The organism is Leptolyngbya sp. FACHB-8 (assembly GCF_014695575.1).
Classification (GTDB): domain Bacteria; phylum Cyanobacteriota; class Cyanobacteriia; order Elainellales; family Elainellaceae; genus Vacuolonema.
In genome coordinates this window covers 186,870-203,034 of sequence record NZ_JACJOO010000067.1, presented here as the reverse complement: position 1 = coordinate 203,034, position 16,165 = coordinate 186,870, and the positions used below count along the sequence as shown (strand labels likewise).

Annotated in this window: 12 protein-coding genes; 6 read left to right on the top strand and 6 right to left on the bottom strand. The window is 51.2% G+C overall.

What is annotated here, in order from left to right:
- Window positions 1–130: 130 nt before the first annotated feature.
- The 4 genes from H6F91_RS18005 to apcA all read right to left on the bottom strand — a co-directional run bounded on the left by H6F91_RS18005 (window position 131) and on the right by apcA (window position 3,184).
- Window positions 131–1,312, bottom strand: coding sequence for an FtsW/RodA/SpoVE family cell cycle protein (locus H6F91_RS18005; RefSeq protein WP_190774800.1), 1,182 nt, complete (start codon window positions 1,310–1,312; stop codon window positions 131–133).
- Window positions 1,313–1,691: 379 nt separating this feature from the next.
- Window positions 1,692–1,895 (bottom strand): phycobilisome linker polypeptide, encoded by a 204-nt coding sequence (locus tag H6F91_RS18000; protein ID WP_190774799.1) that lies wholly within the window; start codon window positions 1,893–1,895, stop codon window positions 1,692–1,694.
- A gap of 239 nt (window positions 1,896–2,134) precedes the next feature.
- Complete coding sequence (apcB, locus tag H6F91_RS17995; RefSeq protein WP_190774798.1) at window positions 2,135–2,620, bottom strand: allophycocyanin subunit beta; 486 nt, start codon at window positions 2,618–2,620, stop codon at window positions 2,135–2,137.
- A gap of 78 nt (window positions 2,621–2,698) precedes the next feature.
- Window positions 2,699–3,184: an allophycocyanin subunit alpha gene (apcA, locus tag H6F91_RS17990; protein ID WP_190774797.1), complete on the bottom strand. Its 486-nt coding sequence runs from the start codon at window positions 3,182–3,184 to the stop codon at window positions 2,699–2,701.
- Window positions 3,185–3,745: 561 nt separating this feature from the next.
- Here apcA and H6F91_RS17985 point away from each other — a divergent pair.
- The 3 genes from H6F91_RS17985 to H6F91_RS17975 all read left to right on the top strand — a co-directional run bounded on the left by H6F91_RS17985 (window position 3,746) and on the right by H6F91_RS17975 (window position 7,353).
- Window positions 3,746–4,909, top strand: a complete 1,164-nt coding sequence (locus H6F91_RS17985; protein WP_190789418.1) for a GuaB3 family IMP dehydrogenase-related protein — start codon at window positions 3,746–3,748, stop codon at window positions 4,907–4,909.
- 775 nt (window positions 4,910–5,684) lie between these two features.
- Entirely contained in the window at window positions 5,685–6,008 is a 324-nt protein-coding gene (trxA, locus tag H6F91_RS17980) for a thioredoxin (protein ID WP_190774795.1), read from the top strand.
- Window positions 6,009–6,285: 277 nt separating this feature from the next.
- Window positions 6,286–7,353: a TIGR00730 family Rossman fold protein gene (locus tag H6F91_RS17975; protein ID WP_190774794.1), complete on the top strand. Its 1,068-nt coding sequence runs from the start codon at window positions 6,286–6,288 to the stop codon at window positions 7,351–7,353.
- Between the two features lie 418 nt (window positions 7,354–7,771).
- Here the strand turns inward: H6F91_RS17975 and H6F91_RS17970 are convergent, their stop codons facing one another.
- Complete coding sequence (locus tag H6F91_RS17970) at window positions 7,772–10,861, bottom strand: TIR domain-containing protein (RefSeq protein ID WP_190774793.1); 3,090 nt, start codon at window positions 10,859–10,861, stop codon at window positions 7,772–7,774.
- 444 nt (window positions 10,862–11,305) lie between these two features.
- On the opposite strand from H6F91_RS17970, the gene H6F91_RS17965 reads away from it, so the two are divergent.
- A complete protein-coding gene (locus H6F91_RS17965) occupies window positions 11,306–12,466 on the top strand; it encodes a cysteine desulfurase family protein (RefSeq protein ID WP_190774808.1) in 1,161 nt (386 codons plus the stop codon).
- Between the two features lie 105 nt (window positions 12,467–12,571).
- Here H6F91_RS17965 and H6F91_RS17960 read toward each other — a convergent pair whose 3' ends face one another.
- Entirely contained in the window at window positions 12,572–13,777 is a 1,206-nt protein-coding gene (locus H6F91_RS17960) for a SpoIID/LytB domain-containing protein (RefSeq protein ID WP_190774792.1), read from the bottom strand.
- 380 nt (window positions 13,778–14,157) lie between these two features.
- Between H6F91_RS17960 and H6F91_RS17955 the strand changes: the two genes are divergently transcribed.
- Both H6F91_RS17955 and H6F91_RS17950 read left to right on the top strand, forming a co-directional pair.
- Entirely contained in the window at window positions 14,158–15,114 is a 957-nt protein-coding gene (locus tag H6F91_RS17955; RefSeq protein WP_190774791.1) for a ribonuclease Z, read from the top strand.
- Window positions 15,115–15,264: 150 nt separating this feature from the next.
- A complete protein-coding gene (locus H6F91_RS17950) occupies window positions 15,265–15,849 on the top strand; it encodes a biotin transporter BioY (protein WP_190774790.1) in 585 nt (194 codons plus the stop codon).
- Window positions 15,850–16,165: the final 316 nt, after the last annotated feature.

Here is a 16,165-nt window from a genome sequence, read left to right as displayed (position 1 = left end):
GCTCCAGGCTCTCCGTCACCGTGACTTGAAAAGGACGTCCTGTCATCGCCCATCACCTCAAAGAGGACTCTTCTAGTTTGGCGCAGCTTCATATTTGTTTGGTATCAGGTTAATTTAACCTTGGTTCGGCTTAAGATTCTGGTGAGACATCCACAGCACGAGGCGATCGGGGGAAAGCCAAAACCTTTGCTTCACTACCTTCGCGAGCAACCCGAATCAACAATGCCGCAATGATCAGACTGGAAAGCATCGAACTGCCGCCATAGCTGAGAAAGGGAAAGGGCAATCCTGTCGTAGGTAATGCTCCAGTCGCTACGCCAATATTTAGCAAAGACTGTCCAACTAGTAGGATGACTGCTCCGATCGCCACTAACTGATGCACAGGCTTACGCGCTTTCAGAGCAACCTGTAAACCCAACGTTGCAAAAATCGCAAGAAACATCAGCAAGGCAATACAGCCAATAAGCCCGAACTCCTCGGCATACACCGAAAAAATGAAATCGGTATAGTGGATTGGCAAGTAGTAAAGCTTTTGCTGCGATTGCCCGAATCCGGTTCCCCACACGCCGCCCGAGCCCACAGCTAAGAGGCTTTGGATCAATTGAAAGCCATCTCCTGCGGGGTCAGCCCAGGGATGCAGGAAGGACATCACCCGCTCCCGCTGATAGTCTCGGAGACCAATACTGATGCACGCGACTAGGAAGCCGGCGATCGCCGTCCCGCCTAACTGTTGTAACGGTAGCCCCGCCGCCAGAGCAATCAGCCACAACGACATGCCACACAGTGCTGCCGTACTCAAGTTTGGCTGAAGCAGAATACTGGCCAGCAGCAGCGCAAATATTCCCAACCAGGTTAAGCGAGATGATTGCTTCAACCGATCCCACTGCCCAAAAATACGAGCACTTTGCAGAATGAGGAACGGCTTAATCAGTTCAGAGGGCTGCACGATCGCCAATGGCCCCACCGAAAGCCAACGACTGGCCCCATTAACCGATGTTCCAAGCCCCGGAACCAGGGTCAGTATCACCAGCCCCAGACATAGCAGCATGAGCCAATCTGCCATTCCCAAAATGTAGCGTAGGGGAGTATTGATCAACGTGCCAAATCCGACCAACCCGACGGCCATCCACACCAACTGCCGTTTCAGGTAGTAGAGCCCATCCCCGGTCTCAAAGTCGGCAGTTGCATAGGAGGACGAAAATAACATGATGATCCCCAGCCCCAACCAGAGAAACACTAGCCAGCGGAGAATACGGGCTTCTGTAGCCCAGCTTTTAACCGAGCCGTCAATTATGGAGAGGAGCGATCGCATGGGTTCAGCACATGCCTTTGCAAAGATTCAATGCCCCTCAGAGTAGCTCAAAAACGAAGACTGAAACAATAATAATCACAGGACTTCAGCAATTCTCATTTTGAAATCAGGCCCGAAAACCGCGCGCCTTTGGCGCGCGGTTTTCGGGCATCAAAGCCAAGAGTTCACGCCCTACGGGCGTGAACTCTTAGCTTTGATGCCCATACTGAGAATTGCTGACAGGACTTACGCTAGTTTGCTAATCAGGATATTCAGTTGATGTGTGGTGTGCCCCGTACTAAATACCTGGAAAAGCAAAAGAATGGCGTGGTACGAAGACCACGCCATTCTTTGTAAAAACCTGAGGCGGGATGGCTACCCGATCGGTCGGAGGATGAGGCTATTTCAACCCGGTGTTGGTGCCTGCTCTACCCGTAGCGAGTTCGACCTTAACAATTTTGCCGCCCATTTTCTGAATGCGTTGCTGTTCCCGGAACCAGTTATCGTAGGGAACCAGTTTTGTAAAGAAGGTATTTTGAAGCTCACGCTGCGTCCGGATGCGGGTTTGGCTCGGAACACAGGCTGTAACTTTGAACATCCTCATAGTTTTGTCTCCTGACCGGGTGAGAGCCCTTAATCGCTAAAACAACTGTAAATCGTGAGTATTCACGGAATTCTATCAAATTGCTGGGAGTCTAGAGTCAATCTAAAATCGCTCAACCTGAACAAACAAGCTTTTACCATCTAAGACTCACTCCAGACATCCCAGACTAAGGGAATGGAGATACAGACTAGAAAACGCTCAAATGATGAGGGTTTCTGCTCCGCAAACTCCGATTGAGCTTAGCTCAAGCCAGAGGAGATGTAGTCGAAGTAAACACCCATTTCCTTACCAGCATCAGCGCCCACCAGGCTAGCGGTCACTTCTTTCATGGCTTGGATAGCTTGCACGGTGGCAGCGATGGGTACACCCAGGGAGTTGTAGGTTTCCTTCAGACCATTCAGCACGCGCTCATCCAGGATGGAGGGGTCGCCAGCCAGCATGGCATAGGTGGAATAGCGGAGGTAGTAGTCGAGGTCGCGGATGCAAGCAGCATAGCGACGGGTGGTGTACATGTTACCACCGGGACGGGTGATATCCGAGTACAGCAGGGACTTAGCTACAGCTTCCTTAACGATGGCAGCAGCGTTAGCACTGATGGTGGTGGCTGCACGAACACGCAGTTCGCCAGTTGCGAAGTAGCCTTTCAGCTTATCCAGGGAAGAGGAATCCAGGTACTTACCCTGAACGTCTGAAGAGTTAATAACAGCAGTAATTGCGTCTTGCATGATTGATTTCCTTAAAACATCAAGTCAACGACAATGCTCAACGGTTGTTTTATGTAGCCTTGCAGAGGGGCGATCGCCTTACTGCATTGCACCGATGACGTAGTCGAAGTAAGAACCAGCTTCCGCTGCATCTTCACCGGACATCAGAGAGGTTGCAACGCTCTTCATAGCGCGTACACCTTCTGCAACACCATCGATGGGGGTGCCCAGGGACTTGTACATTTCGCGAACGCCAACGATACCGATTTCTTCGATGGGAGTTACGTCGCCAGAAACCACACCGTAGGTGATCAGACGCAGGTAGTAGTCCAGGTCACGCAGGCAAGTAGCGGTCATTTCTTCACCGTAGGCGTTGCCACCGGGAGAAACAACGTCAGGGCGCTTTTGGAACAGTTGGTCGCCAGCTTGCTTAACAATGCGTTCCCGAGAATCGGTCAGCACTTGAGCGATGCGGAGACGACGCTCACCAGAGGTAACAAAGGACTTGATGCGATCCAGCTCACCGGGGCTGAGATAACGAGCCTCAGCATCGGCATTCACGATGGATTTCGTGACAATACTCATTGATGGATTCCTCCAAAAGCAAGATGTACCAGAGGTAAATATAACTGGCATTCGTTATTGGGAAGACGGAGATTTCAGACTTTTCCCTGAAATAGGCCAGGTTTTCTTGTATCTCCTCTCACGGCCCTTACGCGGTTGTCCAGAAACAATGATGGACTTTGCCGTATCTAAAATCTCTCTAAGGAAAGACTATAGAACATTGCCACACCCATCCCGGGTAAGACCGGAATCGCTAGTTACGTATATCCAGCGACCTTCCGAAATTATTCTGCGGTATTCCGTTGACACTCTTAGACATGCCGCAACATTTTGTAATGTTTATCCTCATTTACAGGGATTTACAACCCTAAGGATCCTTGAAAAACCTTTTTTGGGAGAATGCGGCTCTGTCGCACTCTCCCAAAAAAAATGCAGATTTTTAGTTTTGAAAGGATTCTCAGTTGCTTTTTGAGGGGGTAATGCTGTGCCCGTTCCGAAAAACAACTCAAGCGCTTTAAGCAACGCAATGGCACCTCAAATTTGGTAGTCTAGCTCTTATTCGGTATTTGGGGTTCAAGCGCTGTGGATATTCAAATTGGCAGAGGTAAAACAGCTCGCCGAGCGTACGGATTTGACGAAATTGCACTAGTTCCGGGTCAGCGCACCCTGGATCCATCTTTGGCTGATACCCAGTGGACGATTGGTGGTATCACCCGAGAAATTCCTATCATCGCAAGTGCGATGGATGGGGTTGTCGATGTCACCATGGCAATTCGCCTTTCTCAAATGGGGGCTTTAGGGGTCCTGAACCTGGAAGGGGTTCAGACTCGCTATGAGGATCCCAATCCTATTCTCGAAAAGATCGCTTCGGTCGATAAGCACGAGTTTGTGCCCTTGATGCAGCATCTCTATTCCGAGCCCATCAAACCGGAATTGATTCAGAAGCGCATTCAAGAAATTAAGCAGGGGGGCGGTATCGCTGCTGTGAGTGCTACCCCGGCGGGTGCTGCTCGGTTTGGCAGTGCCGTTGTGGAAGCTGGAGCTGACCTGTTCTTCATTCAAGCAACTGTTGTATCGACGGATCACCTGTCACCTGAATCTATTACTCCCCTCGATTTAGCTCAGTTTTGCGAATCGATGCCGATTCCGGTTGTGTTGGGGAACTGTGTGACTTATGAGGTAGCCCTGAAGCTGATGAAAGCAGGTGCTGCTGGGGTTTTGGTCGGCATTGGACCTGGAGCTGCTTGCACCTCTCGAGGCGTTCTTGGGGTTGGTGTTCCCCAAGCTACAGCAGTAGCAGACTGTGCAGCTGCTCGGGATGACTACTTCCAGGAGACGGGGCGTTATGTTCCTGTTGTTGCAGATGGTGGCTTGGTAACTGGAGGCGACATCTGCAAATGTATTGCCTGCGGTGCTGATGCGGTCATGATTGGTTCGCCGTTTGCTCGTGCTGCTGAGGCACCCGGTCGTGGTTTCCACTGGGGGATGGCAACGCCTAGCCCCGTACTGCCTCGAGGCACTCGCATTCGGGTGGGTACCACTGGAACTTTAGAAGAAATTCTGCGAGGCCCAGCCAAGCTTGATGATGGAACCCACAATTTGTTGGGTGCGCTTCAAACCAGCATGGGCACTCTCGGAGCCAAGGACGTTCGTGAGATGCAGCAGGTGGAAGTGGTGATTGCTCCCTCGCTATTGACGGAGGGTAAGGTCTACCAGAAAGCTCAACAGTTGGGGATGGGTAAGTAGGTGTCCCAAAGTTTTGTTTGAGATGTTAATTTTCCGTGTGTAGAGTATGAAAATTAACATGGCCTCGTGTTCTTAATGGCTTTGTCCAAAGGGTCGGATCGCTGATCCCGAAAAAGGAAACCAGGCCTTACAAAACTTCACCTTTCCTGACAGGTTGATAGGTGATTTTAGCCCGTCGTGTCAGGGCAAATCTAAAGTGAGTCGCTTACAATAGGTGTAGCGGAGACGTTTGTTTCCGTTCACTCCTCACACCACACTCCGCCTGGACGTTCGTTCAGGCGGTTCCTACTTTTAAAGGAATTGTGTACCCTTGAACTTGGCGAGTACGTTTTCTATTACTACAGAGACTCACCTGGGATTTCGGAAAACTCTAGCAGCCAAATCAAAGATTAAGTGCGTTAAGTAGGTCGGCATAATTAAAACTTCGAGATAAGCCTAAGTGCCCATTTTGACGTATGCTCTGCGCACGCCAGGAAGGGCTTTTTCAAGAGGCGCAAAGGCGCGACCGTCGAAAAAGCCCTTAACCTAAACTTAGGTCACTAAGTTGAGTGGCTTATACTCAATCTTTGATCTAGCTGCTGACGTTAGTGGTTTAGATGTGGGTCATAAGAAATGGTTTGGTGTTCATGAAGTATTAAGTAAAGTAAACCTTCTCCAGGAAGAACTGTTTTCAGTGATAGCCGGAGGGGCATAGAAAGTAACCGAGCTAGAGCAGAAGTCGATTTTTGCTATGGTAAGATGGCAAGCAGATTTTTATAGGCTAAGGGTTTTAGGCATGTCATCAGCCTTGTCGGTAACAGATTCGTCCTTCAAACAAGAAGTTCTCGAAAGCGAAGTTCCCGTTCTGGTAGATTTTTGGGCTCCCTGGTGTGGACCTTGCCGAATGGTAGCCCCCGTTGTCGATGAAATTGCCGACCAGTACGCCGGTCAGGTTAAGGTCGTAAAAGTCAATACAGACGAAAATCCCAGCGTTGCGAACCAATATGGAATCCGCAGCATTCCAACTTTGATGATTTTTAAGGGCGGTCAACGCGTTGATATGGTTGTCGGTGCCGTTCCTAAGACGACGCTGGCTAGCACCCTTGAAAAGCATCTGTAAGGCTGATGAGGTCTGCTCTATCTCAGTTGTCCTGCTGCTTAGTGTAGTGTGTAGACTTTAAAGCACTTTCGAGAATCAGCTTCTTATCTGTAGAGTCCCAAGCCCTTTGGGGCTCTTTTAATATCTGTGGTCGAGCTTACGCAAGCGTGGTTTAGGAAACTCTTGAGTAATGAATGCGCTGGACAGAATGTACCATTCTCATCGTTAAGGGAGCAGGCTACAGCGCTATGGAGTCACGAATTGCTTAGAATAGGGTTCTACAACACATTTTTAATTTATGGATCCAAACTCTTCGTCGTCCTCGCTGGATGAACTTCGGGCTGAACTGGATGCTCTGATGACGGATCTGCCGAAGCTAAAGCACCGCGAACTGATCCAACAGGCACTCCGCACCCTAATTCAGATGGCCGAGGTTGAAACGGATCGTCTGGACTGGAAAATTCTAAATGGGTCCTTGCAAGATATGGGACGGGCCTTTCGGCAGTTTTATCCCTATCGCCACGTCCGTAAAGTCACAATTTTTGGCTCAGCGCGGGTTGCACCTACGACCCAGGTTTACAAAATGACGGTGGAATTTGCACGCCGTCTAACGGAGATGGGCTTTATGGTCATGACCGGTGCTGGCGGTGGTGTCATGCAAGCCGGGAATGAGGGAGCCGGTTCAGCGCACTCGTTTGGCCTAAATATTCAGTTGCCCTTTGAGCAGGGAGCCAATCCCTTTATTGCTGGCGATCGCAAACTCATCGATTTCAAGTACTTCTTCACCCGTAAGCTCTTCTTCCTGCGGGAAAGTGATGCGATCGCTCTCATGCCTGGTGGTTTTGGTACCCAGGATGAGGCTTTTGAGTGTCTGACATTGATGCAGACTGGCAAATCTTCTCCCGTACCCCTGGTACTGATTGAGCCCCCGGGTAGTGATTACTGGCAGGGATGGAACCACTATATCCAGGAGCATTTACTGAAGAATCGTTTGATTAACGCGGACGATTTGCATCTATTCACCGTTACGGACAATGTGGATGTGGCCTGTGAGGCGATCGCCAGCTTCTACCGGGTTTATCACTCCAGCCGCTATGTGGGAAATGATTTAGTTTTGCGGCTCAACAGCGAGTTAAGTGATGGTGATGTTGAATATCTCAACGATCAGTTCCACGACATCCTGGTACAAAAGAAAATCACGAAAAGCGCTGCTCTTCCTCAGGAGTATGAACCCGAGATCGAACATTTGCCACGCCTGGTCTTGGAGTTTAATCAGCGAGATTTAGGACGGCTTTACCAGATGATTGGTGTCATCAATAAGTTGGGGGCTCCTGTACCTGAGTTGACTCATCCTGAGCAAAAGTAAAAAAGTGATACGTCACACCCACTCTTTCTTACTCAACACCTAAGGAGATTTCCAGATAAGAACTTCCCCATTATTTGGAAAAAAGGCGCGGCGAAGCCGCGCCTTTTTTCCAAATAATGGGGATATTGTTTCTCAGAAATCTCCTAAAGCCTAAATTTGGTTTTGAAAAGGTAGAGCTATAAGTAACCTCAGTTCGGAATAAGCTGCAGTGCTCATTTTGGCGTGCGCAAAGCGCACGCCAAAATGAGCGTTTTCGAGTGCCGCGCAACGCGCGGCACTCGAAAACGCCCTTAACCCGAACTCAGGTTAAGTAGCTCAGCTTGATTAACCATAGATACAAAAGGTTGTACCACCAGCTTTGCTGGTGGTACAACCTTTTGTATCTATGGTTATCAGGATAACTATCCGGAAAACGAATTTATTTACAGAGACTCTGTTCTGTAACATCCAAGTCTTGATTGGACTGGAGGTAATTTTGCATCCAATCACACCCTCTCTTCAACAGGTGATCCAGGTTATTCATGTTCTTGACATCCCAAATGTAGGCTATGTCATCACTTCCGGCAGTTACTAAGCGGCTTCCATCGGGGTTGAAGTCAAGGGTGTAAACTCGCCCCCCTTGCCCCTGCAAACGAGTCATCGGCTTCCCAGTGCGGCTCCAAATTCGCAATGTGCCATCAGAACTGCCCGTAGCCAACAGTTGACTATCGGGAGTGAAGCTGAGTGCACTGATTTCATCCTGGTGCCCCTCCAGAGTGGCCATAGGAGTCCCATCCAGATTCCACAAAATGACGGTGTTATCAGCTCCCCCGGTGGCAATCAAGCTGCCGTCGGGGCTAAACCGAACCGTTTTCACCCAGCCATAATGGCCACGAAGGGTACGCAGCCGTTGCCCAAGAGTATTCCATACAATGGCCACATTATCCGCACTGGCCGAGGCTAAGGTTTCACTATCCGGCCCAAAGGTGACGTCCAGTACCCCTTTGGTATGGCCATTTAAAGCCTGCAGAAAAACGCCATCCCGGCTCCAGAGGTGAACGGTGTTATTTTGGTTGGCCGTCGCAATGTATTTGCCGTTGGGGCTAATGGCGACGGCATTGATGGGGACTGCCGTGTTGCGAGTCCAGACGATTTCACCTGAGTTTGTCCATAACACCATCTGGCGATCGCGCCCCACCGATACAAAGTATTGGCCATCCGGTGTAAACGCTACCCCCGTTACCCCAGCCCGATGGACGTTCAAGGTTTTACGCAGAGCACCATCTCGCCTCCAGATTTTGAGGGTTTTATCATCACTGGCTGTAACCAACTGGCTACCATCCGGGGAAAAGCGAACGGTATTGATAGCCCCTGTATGAGATGGGAGAAATGTCAGCAACGTTGGGTTGATCTGCCAGAGTCGGACTGTGCGATCGCCTGCTGCGGATACCAGGGTTTCGCCATCCGGATCAAATTCAATGCGGTAAATGCGGGATTGATGGGCTGGCAACGTTCGTAGAAGGGCTCCATCCGCCTTCCAAATGCGAATAGTTTTGTCCCATCCCGCAGAGGCCATCCGGGTACCATCTGGGCTGACGGCGATGCTAAAGATGGGAGTGGTGTGGGCCGCAATGCTACGAATAAGCTGCCCACCTCGTGACCAGACCCGCAGTTTTCCGTCGCTGGCACCCGAAAACACCTGTCGACCATCGGCACTAAATCGTACCGCGAATACCGCTACATCATTGTGGGGCAAAACCCGCAGGGGTGTGCCATCCAGCAGCCAAATTCGTACTGTACCATCACTGCTCGCCACCGCTACCTGCTTTCCGTCTGGACTAAACTGCACGTCGTTAACGGGGCCTCGCGATCCCCGCAGCGTTTGCGCCAGAGTTCCATCGCGCCGCCAGATCCGCACCGTATTATCTTCGCTGGCGGAAGCAAGGTACTTGCTGTCGGGCGAAAAGCTGACCCGACGAATGGCTTGCGTGTGGCCTCGGAGGGTCATCAGCAAAACCCCATCGGGCCCCCAAAGATAGATTTTGCTATCATCTCCAGCCGTGGCCAGAGTTTTGCCGTCAGGGGCGATCGCCACACTCAAAATCTGTACCCCCGGCACCTGCAAGACGGTTTTGAGGCGTCCATCCTGCCGCCAGATTCGCACCGTATTATCGGCACTAGCCGATGCAAGCCATTGTCCATCCGAACTAAAAGCCACATCCCATACGGCCCCCTGATGGCCATCCAGCCGATTGCGCTCCTGAATGCCAAAAATCGATTGCTGAAGAGCTGTGATCACCTCTGTTTGAAGGTTGGGAGGGGAATTCTTGAGTTGCTGAAACCCTACTCCTGCACTGACTGCTTGAAGCAGTGCATCGAAATACTGCCCGGAGCTGAAGAGCGCTTCCGATGCCTCTGTCAGGGTCGTCAATCGCTGAATTTCTGCATTGAATTGCGACTTTTCGGCGACTTTTCGGTTACCGCTGGCCTGGAGGTAGAGCACAAAGGAACCGATGCCGAAAGCGATCGCGAGTCCCCCCGCGATCGCCAATGTGGTTGTCCAAATCTGTTGGAGTTGGGCCGCTCGCTGTTGCTGTTCTAGTTCCTTTTGCTGCCGCCCCAACTCCGCGTTGTAGGAAGCCCAGATAAAATCTTTCTGCAACTGTAAGGATTGGGGATGCTTAGTGTGACTTTGGGACAACCATCGACGGGCATCCTCTAACTCACTCCCCCGCAGCAACAGGCTCTCATCGCGGTTGCTGTTATTCCACTCATTTGCCCGCACCAGCAGCCGGGTATGCGTGCGCACATAGGGCAAATCTGTATCTAAAACATTGAGGAGATTCCGAAGGCCGATATCAAAATCATCTTCGGGCCGCAGAAACACCCAGTTAATCTTGCTGAGTTCAGGATGAACCTCATTAGGGTTCACATCCTTGCAGACAATCGGCACCAGTCGCTTGTTGTGTTGGACGGCATGCTCAATCTCCCGAGCACAGACATCTGAAGCAACAGAATCGGGGCTGAGTACAAAGATAAAGGTATCCGCTACCTCGATACCTGTCTTAATTTCTTCCCACCAATCAGTACCAAAAGGAATGCTGTCCCAATCAACCCATACCTCGCGTCCTCGTTTTTTGAGGATATCCGCCAGGGTTTTTACAAATGTTTTGTTACGGCGGGAGTAGGAGATGAAGACATTGGCCGCTTCAGTCTGTTGATCCAGCACTTTCCAGATGTCTTTTGGCATCTGGCGACGGGACGTATGGGCCAATCTGAGGTGATAGTAAACAATGCCTTCCTTTTCAATCCGTTTAATCAGGCGCTGTGTTACTAAATCTTCCAGGCTCGTGCGAAGCTTTTCCTCATCCTGCTTGAGCCCTGTAACGGCTTCGCTCAGGGTAAACTCGCCGCGACGCATCATCCAGGAGATGAGCCCTTGGTATTCAGCTGGAATCGTGAGCAAATCGGCGACCCGAAAGCCCGTCATGTGTTGCTCCGGGAGCTTTTTGCCTGACGGCACCTCCATGAATGCACCCCTATTTGCGAGATTGGGTCAGCAGGAGAACTCACAGCTTGACCAGAAAGCAGATGACGGTTGATCCGAAGACTTACCTATATTCAAATATAAATCTCTCTGAATGCAACCCATTGGATAGTTTTTTAGAAGGGGGAATTGTGCTGCTGAGGCAGTACCGATACAAATTGTCCTTCTGAAGACGAAGCACAAAGTAAATCGAACAGGAACGCCGTTCTAAACATGTGATTGGTTGTTGTAAAGACACCTAGGACTTCGTACAAAATAAAACTCCGGATTCTTTGTGGGAGGCGCGGCTAAGCCGCGCCTCCCACAAAGAATCCGGAGTTTATTCAATTTTCATCCCTAAGCTATAGCTATTGAGATTTACTGAAGGTCATGTGCGAAGTTCACAGCCAGCACTATGCTGAAAGAGTACGCCGAGCGAGTGCACCGATGCAGGTCTATCTGGACTACAGCGCAACAACCCCTCCCCATCCTGACGCGATCGCCTACATGCAACAGGTGATGACTGAGATCTGGGGAAATCCCTCCAGTCTTCATGCTTGGGGAGAGCGAGCGTCCTTGGTTGTGGAACAGGCCCGTATGCAGGTGGGAGAGTTAATGAATGCCCCTGCAGATGCGATCGTGTTTACTGCGGGTGGAAGCGAAGCCGATAATCTTGCCATTTTTGGGGTCACTCAACACTACAGCACCCCCCGGCACATCATTATTTCCAGTGTGGAACACTCGGCTGTGTCAGAACCGGCAAAATCGCTGGAAGCCCAGGGTTGGGCCGTCACCCGCTTGCCCGTAAACCGGCAGGGACGGGTTAATCCCGCTGATCTGCAAGCCGCTCTACGTCCCGATACGGTGCTGGTTTCTATTATTTATGGGCAAAGCGAAGTAGGAACTCTACAACCCATTGAAACCCTGGGCCAAATCACGCGCGACCATGGAGCTCTATTTCACACCGACGCTGTTCAGGTGGCCGGTCGCGTTCCCTTAGATATGCAGCAGTTACCTGTCGATCTAGTGTCTCTTTCTAGCCATAAACTTTATGGCCCACAAGGCTCTGGGGCACTTTACGTGCGGCCAGGCGTGGAACTTGTGCCTTTGATCCAGGGCGGTGGTCAAGAATCCCGGCTGCGTGCGGGTACTCAGGCTGTCCCGGCGATCGCTGGCTTTGGTATCGCTGCTGCTCTGGCCCAGAAATCACTACCCACAGAAGCCGAGCGTTTACGACAATTGCGCGATCGCCTCTTCGACCAACTGGCAGATGTACCAGACTTGATTCCGACGGGCGATCGCTGGCATCGGCTTCCACATCATGTCAGCTTCTGCCTGCGTCACACCGATGAGCGGTTGAATGGTCGTACCTTGGTACGCCAGATGCATTTAGCGGGTATTGGAATTAGTGCAGGGTCCGCTTGCAATAGCGGAAAATCTGTACCAAGCCCAACATTATTAGCCATGGGATGGGGCGATCGCCAGGCCCAGGGTGGCATTCGTCTGACTCTAGGACGGCTCACCACCGAGGCAGATATTGACTGGGCAGCTCTAGTGCTCAAGCAAATTCTGGCCCGCCTCCAGCCTACTCCGGCTCTCTGTCCTTAACGAGGTCGTATCTTAAAGCGGCCTAAAGGGTTGTTTCTCGTGCACCTCGCACACGAAAAAGGCACGGTGTTTACACCGTGCCTTTTTCATTTTTGGGCTTCTGAGTTATTCAACGCGGATACGAGCCAACGTTGTGCCCTGATAGTAGTGAGACAGGATATTCCGATAATCTTGACCCTGGCTGGCCATACCATAGGCTCCATACTGGCTCATCCCAATCCCGTGACCAAAGCCACGCCCCTGAATTACAAAACCCGAAGGAGGTTGTGCCCCATCGGTCGAGGCCACTTGATTGTATTGAGGTTCTATCGAGAACAGGGTGCTACGTAGCTCAAAGGCACGTCGTACCTGATCTCCTGTCACTTGAGCCTCTCCCGCATCGCCAATCACGCGCAGGGTAACGATCCGCCCCTGAGGTGTCGTCCGTACGGGTTCAATGGCAACCACATTGCCAACACTGGGAGCCAGCTGGCCCAATTGATCCGCACTGACATTTTCTGACCAGCTAAATACTGGGGCGTTCTGGTCATAATCGGGTACTCCCCGGAGGTAAGGAAGGGGATTTTGCCACACATCCTCAACGTTTTCTGTGTGTCCACCCGAAGATGAATGGAAAACCGCATTGATAATTTGACCGTTGTAGGTCAGCACCTGGCCTTCGGTTGCCTGCACGGCTGCTTGAGTACTGGGTGCTTCTTCCTTAATTCCATCGTAGAACTGCCAACGGGTCGTATCCCCGACATCAAAAACCGTGTTGGCACTGGATTGACGTTGATACAACGCGTACGAGCGAGCCGCAACTGCCTGAGCCTTCAATGCTTCAAGAGGCCAGTTGGTGGGTACTTCCCCTCCAACTACGCTATAGAGATACTCTTCGAGATCAATATAGTTTACGGCCGTCAGACCACTGGCCGTGGGAACAACACGAACCTTCCCCCGGTACCACTTGCTGCCAATCCAGATATAGCCATCGTTTTCGGGCTCAACCCAAACAGAATCTGCCTGCCATTGCCCGAGGCGCACACCCTGACCGCCTGTTTCAGCAACCAGCCCGGTACCGCCCTGAATTTCTCCCAGGACTCGTCCTGAGCCGTCCCTCACTACAGCGTCAGTATTACCGCCAACCTCAACTTGGGAAACATCCTGCTCAATGGCGACCCGCAGTTCTAACTCAGCAGCCTGAGCCGGGTTTGCCAATGCTACTCCCAGCAGGACGGACAGGGATGCGGCTACCTGGCCTAAAGTCCGAAGACGCAGGGGAATTAAAAATTGTGGGGTTTGATTGCTCACCAGTGCCTCACTTGTTGTCATATTGGCCCGATTACTTTAGATGAAATGGGAGATGGAAAAGTGCCCAACCGTTAACCAAAAAACCTTTATTTCTTTTATCCAATCAATAGCTAGCAATAGATGTTTCATTGATTGGTTTCCTGCCTGAATCGTCTGATTCTAAAGCAGCCAGCGGCCTCAACAGGAGAACTATTGAGCCCTGATGGGAAAAGTCAATTCCTCAGGATGGTCAATGGGATGGGCGCACCCAGGTGATGACCAAAGCTCGAACTTACTATAACAGCCCCAGGAAACTTTGCTCCCCATTTATCAGGAAGGCAGCTTTTGTAATATGCAGTCAGGGGATGGGTGTGTCAGTATAAATTGGAAAGATTTCGCTGCCATTCGGAGTGAGTGACGCCTTGCAAATTACGTTTTTGGGAACCAGTTCAGGGGTGCCAACGCGATCGCGCAACGTATCCAGCATTGCCCTGCGTCTGCCCCAACGGGCCGAAGTCTGGTTATTCGATTGTGGCGAAGGAACCCAACACCAACTCCTCCGCAGCGATGTTCGTATCAGCCAGATTACCCGCATCTTTGTCACCCACATGCATGGGGACCATATTTATGGTTTGATGGGGCTCCTGGCGAGTTGTGGGTTGGCCGGTAATCCCAGCCGTATTGATATCTATGGCCCTCCTAAATTGGATGAGTATTTGAGAGCCTGTGGGCGTTACTCCCAAACTCACTTTTCCTACCCAGTTAAAGTGCATACGGTCAGTCCTGGCCTTTTGTTTGAGGATGAGAACTTTGTGGTGGAGTGTGCCCCGCTGACCCACCGGGTTCCGGCCTTTGGCTACCGGGTCACGGAAAAAGACCGCCCCGGACGGTTCAATGTAGAACGGGCTACTGAGTTGGGCATTCCTTCGGGACCAATTTACGGCAAATTGAAGCGGGGCGAAGTGGTCACGCTTCCCGATGGGCGTGTCATTAATGGAGCAGAGCTGTGTGGAGAGCCTCAGGCTGGGCGTAGCTTCGTCTACTGCACCGACACGGTATTTTGCGAAAATGCGGTAGAACTGGCCAAAGGTGCTGATGTCCTGGTGCATGAAGCCACCTTTGCTCATCAAGATGCTGAACTGGCCTATCAGCGGCTGCATTCTACCTCTACCATGGCTGCTCAGACCGCTTTGGCGGCTGGGGTCAAGCAACTTATCATGACTCACTTCAGCCCCCGTTATGCTCCGGGCAATGCCGTGGTGCTAGAAGATCTGCTGGCCGAGGCACGGGCCATCTTCCCTCAAACAGTCATGGCCTATGACTTCTATACCCATGAAATTCCACAGGCCCGCGCAGAAGAAATGGCGATCGCTCACTAAGCCCGTTTTCCGGGACTGCCATTTTTGTCTGCACTGAACTTGGGCAAACCGAACCGATCACGGGGAACGTATAATACTGGCTGACTCAAGCGTCCAATTGTGGGTGCGAAACCGAGCCAGCATCCATTTGTTGGGTTTCTATTACATGTCATGATTGCCCCCACTGATCTCCTGTGGGCGTTGATTGGTCTCATTTTGACCATCGGCGGCACGTTCCTTGAAGCATTTGTCACGAATCCGCCCTGGGCTTGGGCGCAGGATGGGCTTCATCCTCACTCCCTCGGAACTACTTACCAGATTGGGGCGGTGCTCTTGGTAGGATGCATGGGTGGCAGAAATGCGGCGGCCATTTCTCAGATGGCCTATTTGCTGTTGGGGCTGCTCTGGCTCAATATTTTTGGTCAGGGGGGCGGTCTAGATTATGTGCATGAGCCGGGTTTTGGCTATTTGCTTGGATTTATCCCGGGAGCCTGGGTTTGTGGAAATTTAGCGTTCCGGGTAGCAGTTCGATTAGAGTCTCTAGCTTTTTGTTGTTTGTGTGGTTTGTTGACGGTGCACGTCGTGGGATTGAGCTATTTGGCGATCGCCCACAGCGTTCAATGGCTGCAAGCCCCAGTTTCTCCGCTTCCCAAATTGATGATGACCTACTCGGTTTACCCCCTGCCCGGTCAACTCGTGATCCTTTGTGCCGTGACGGTCATCTCATTTGTCATGCGCCATATTTTGTTCTATTGAACCTACACCGAGCTGCAAAATGCGCTTTGCTAAAGCATTTTCAGCTTGCTTAGGCAAAGTAGTTGGATGAGTGGAGGGCGCGCCCTCCACGCTCCCACATTGCTAGGGCATGTTCTAAAGCTCGCTGAAAGAGTTGTTTTTTATGCGCTTTGCGCAAAAAACAACTCTTTCAGGCACTAGTGTCGGATTCGTTAGGGTATCAGGAGCGCGTGGGAGCAATGATCCTGATATCTCAACGAACCCGACACTAGCGCTATCGGCGAAGAAACTATGAGTTTCTTGAGAGCATATCTCATGGGAATGGGGGAGATTGATG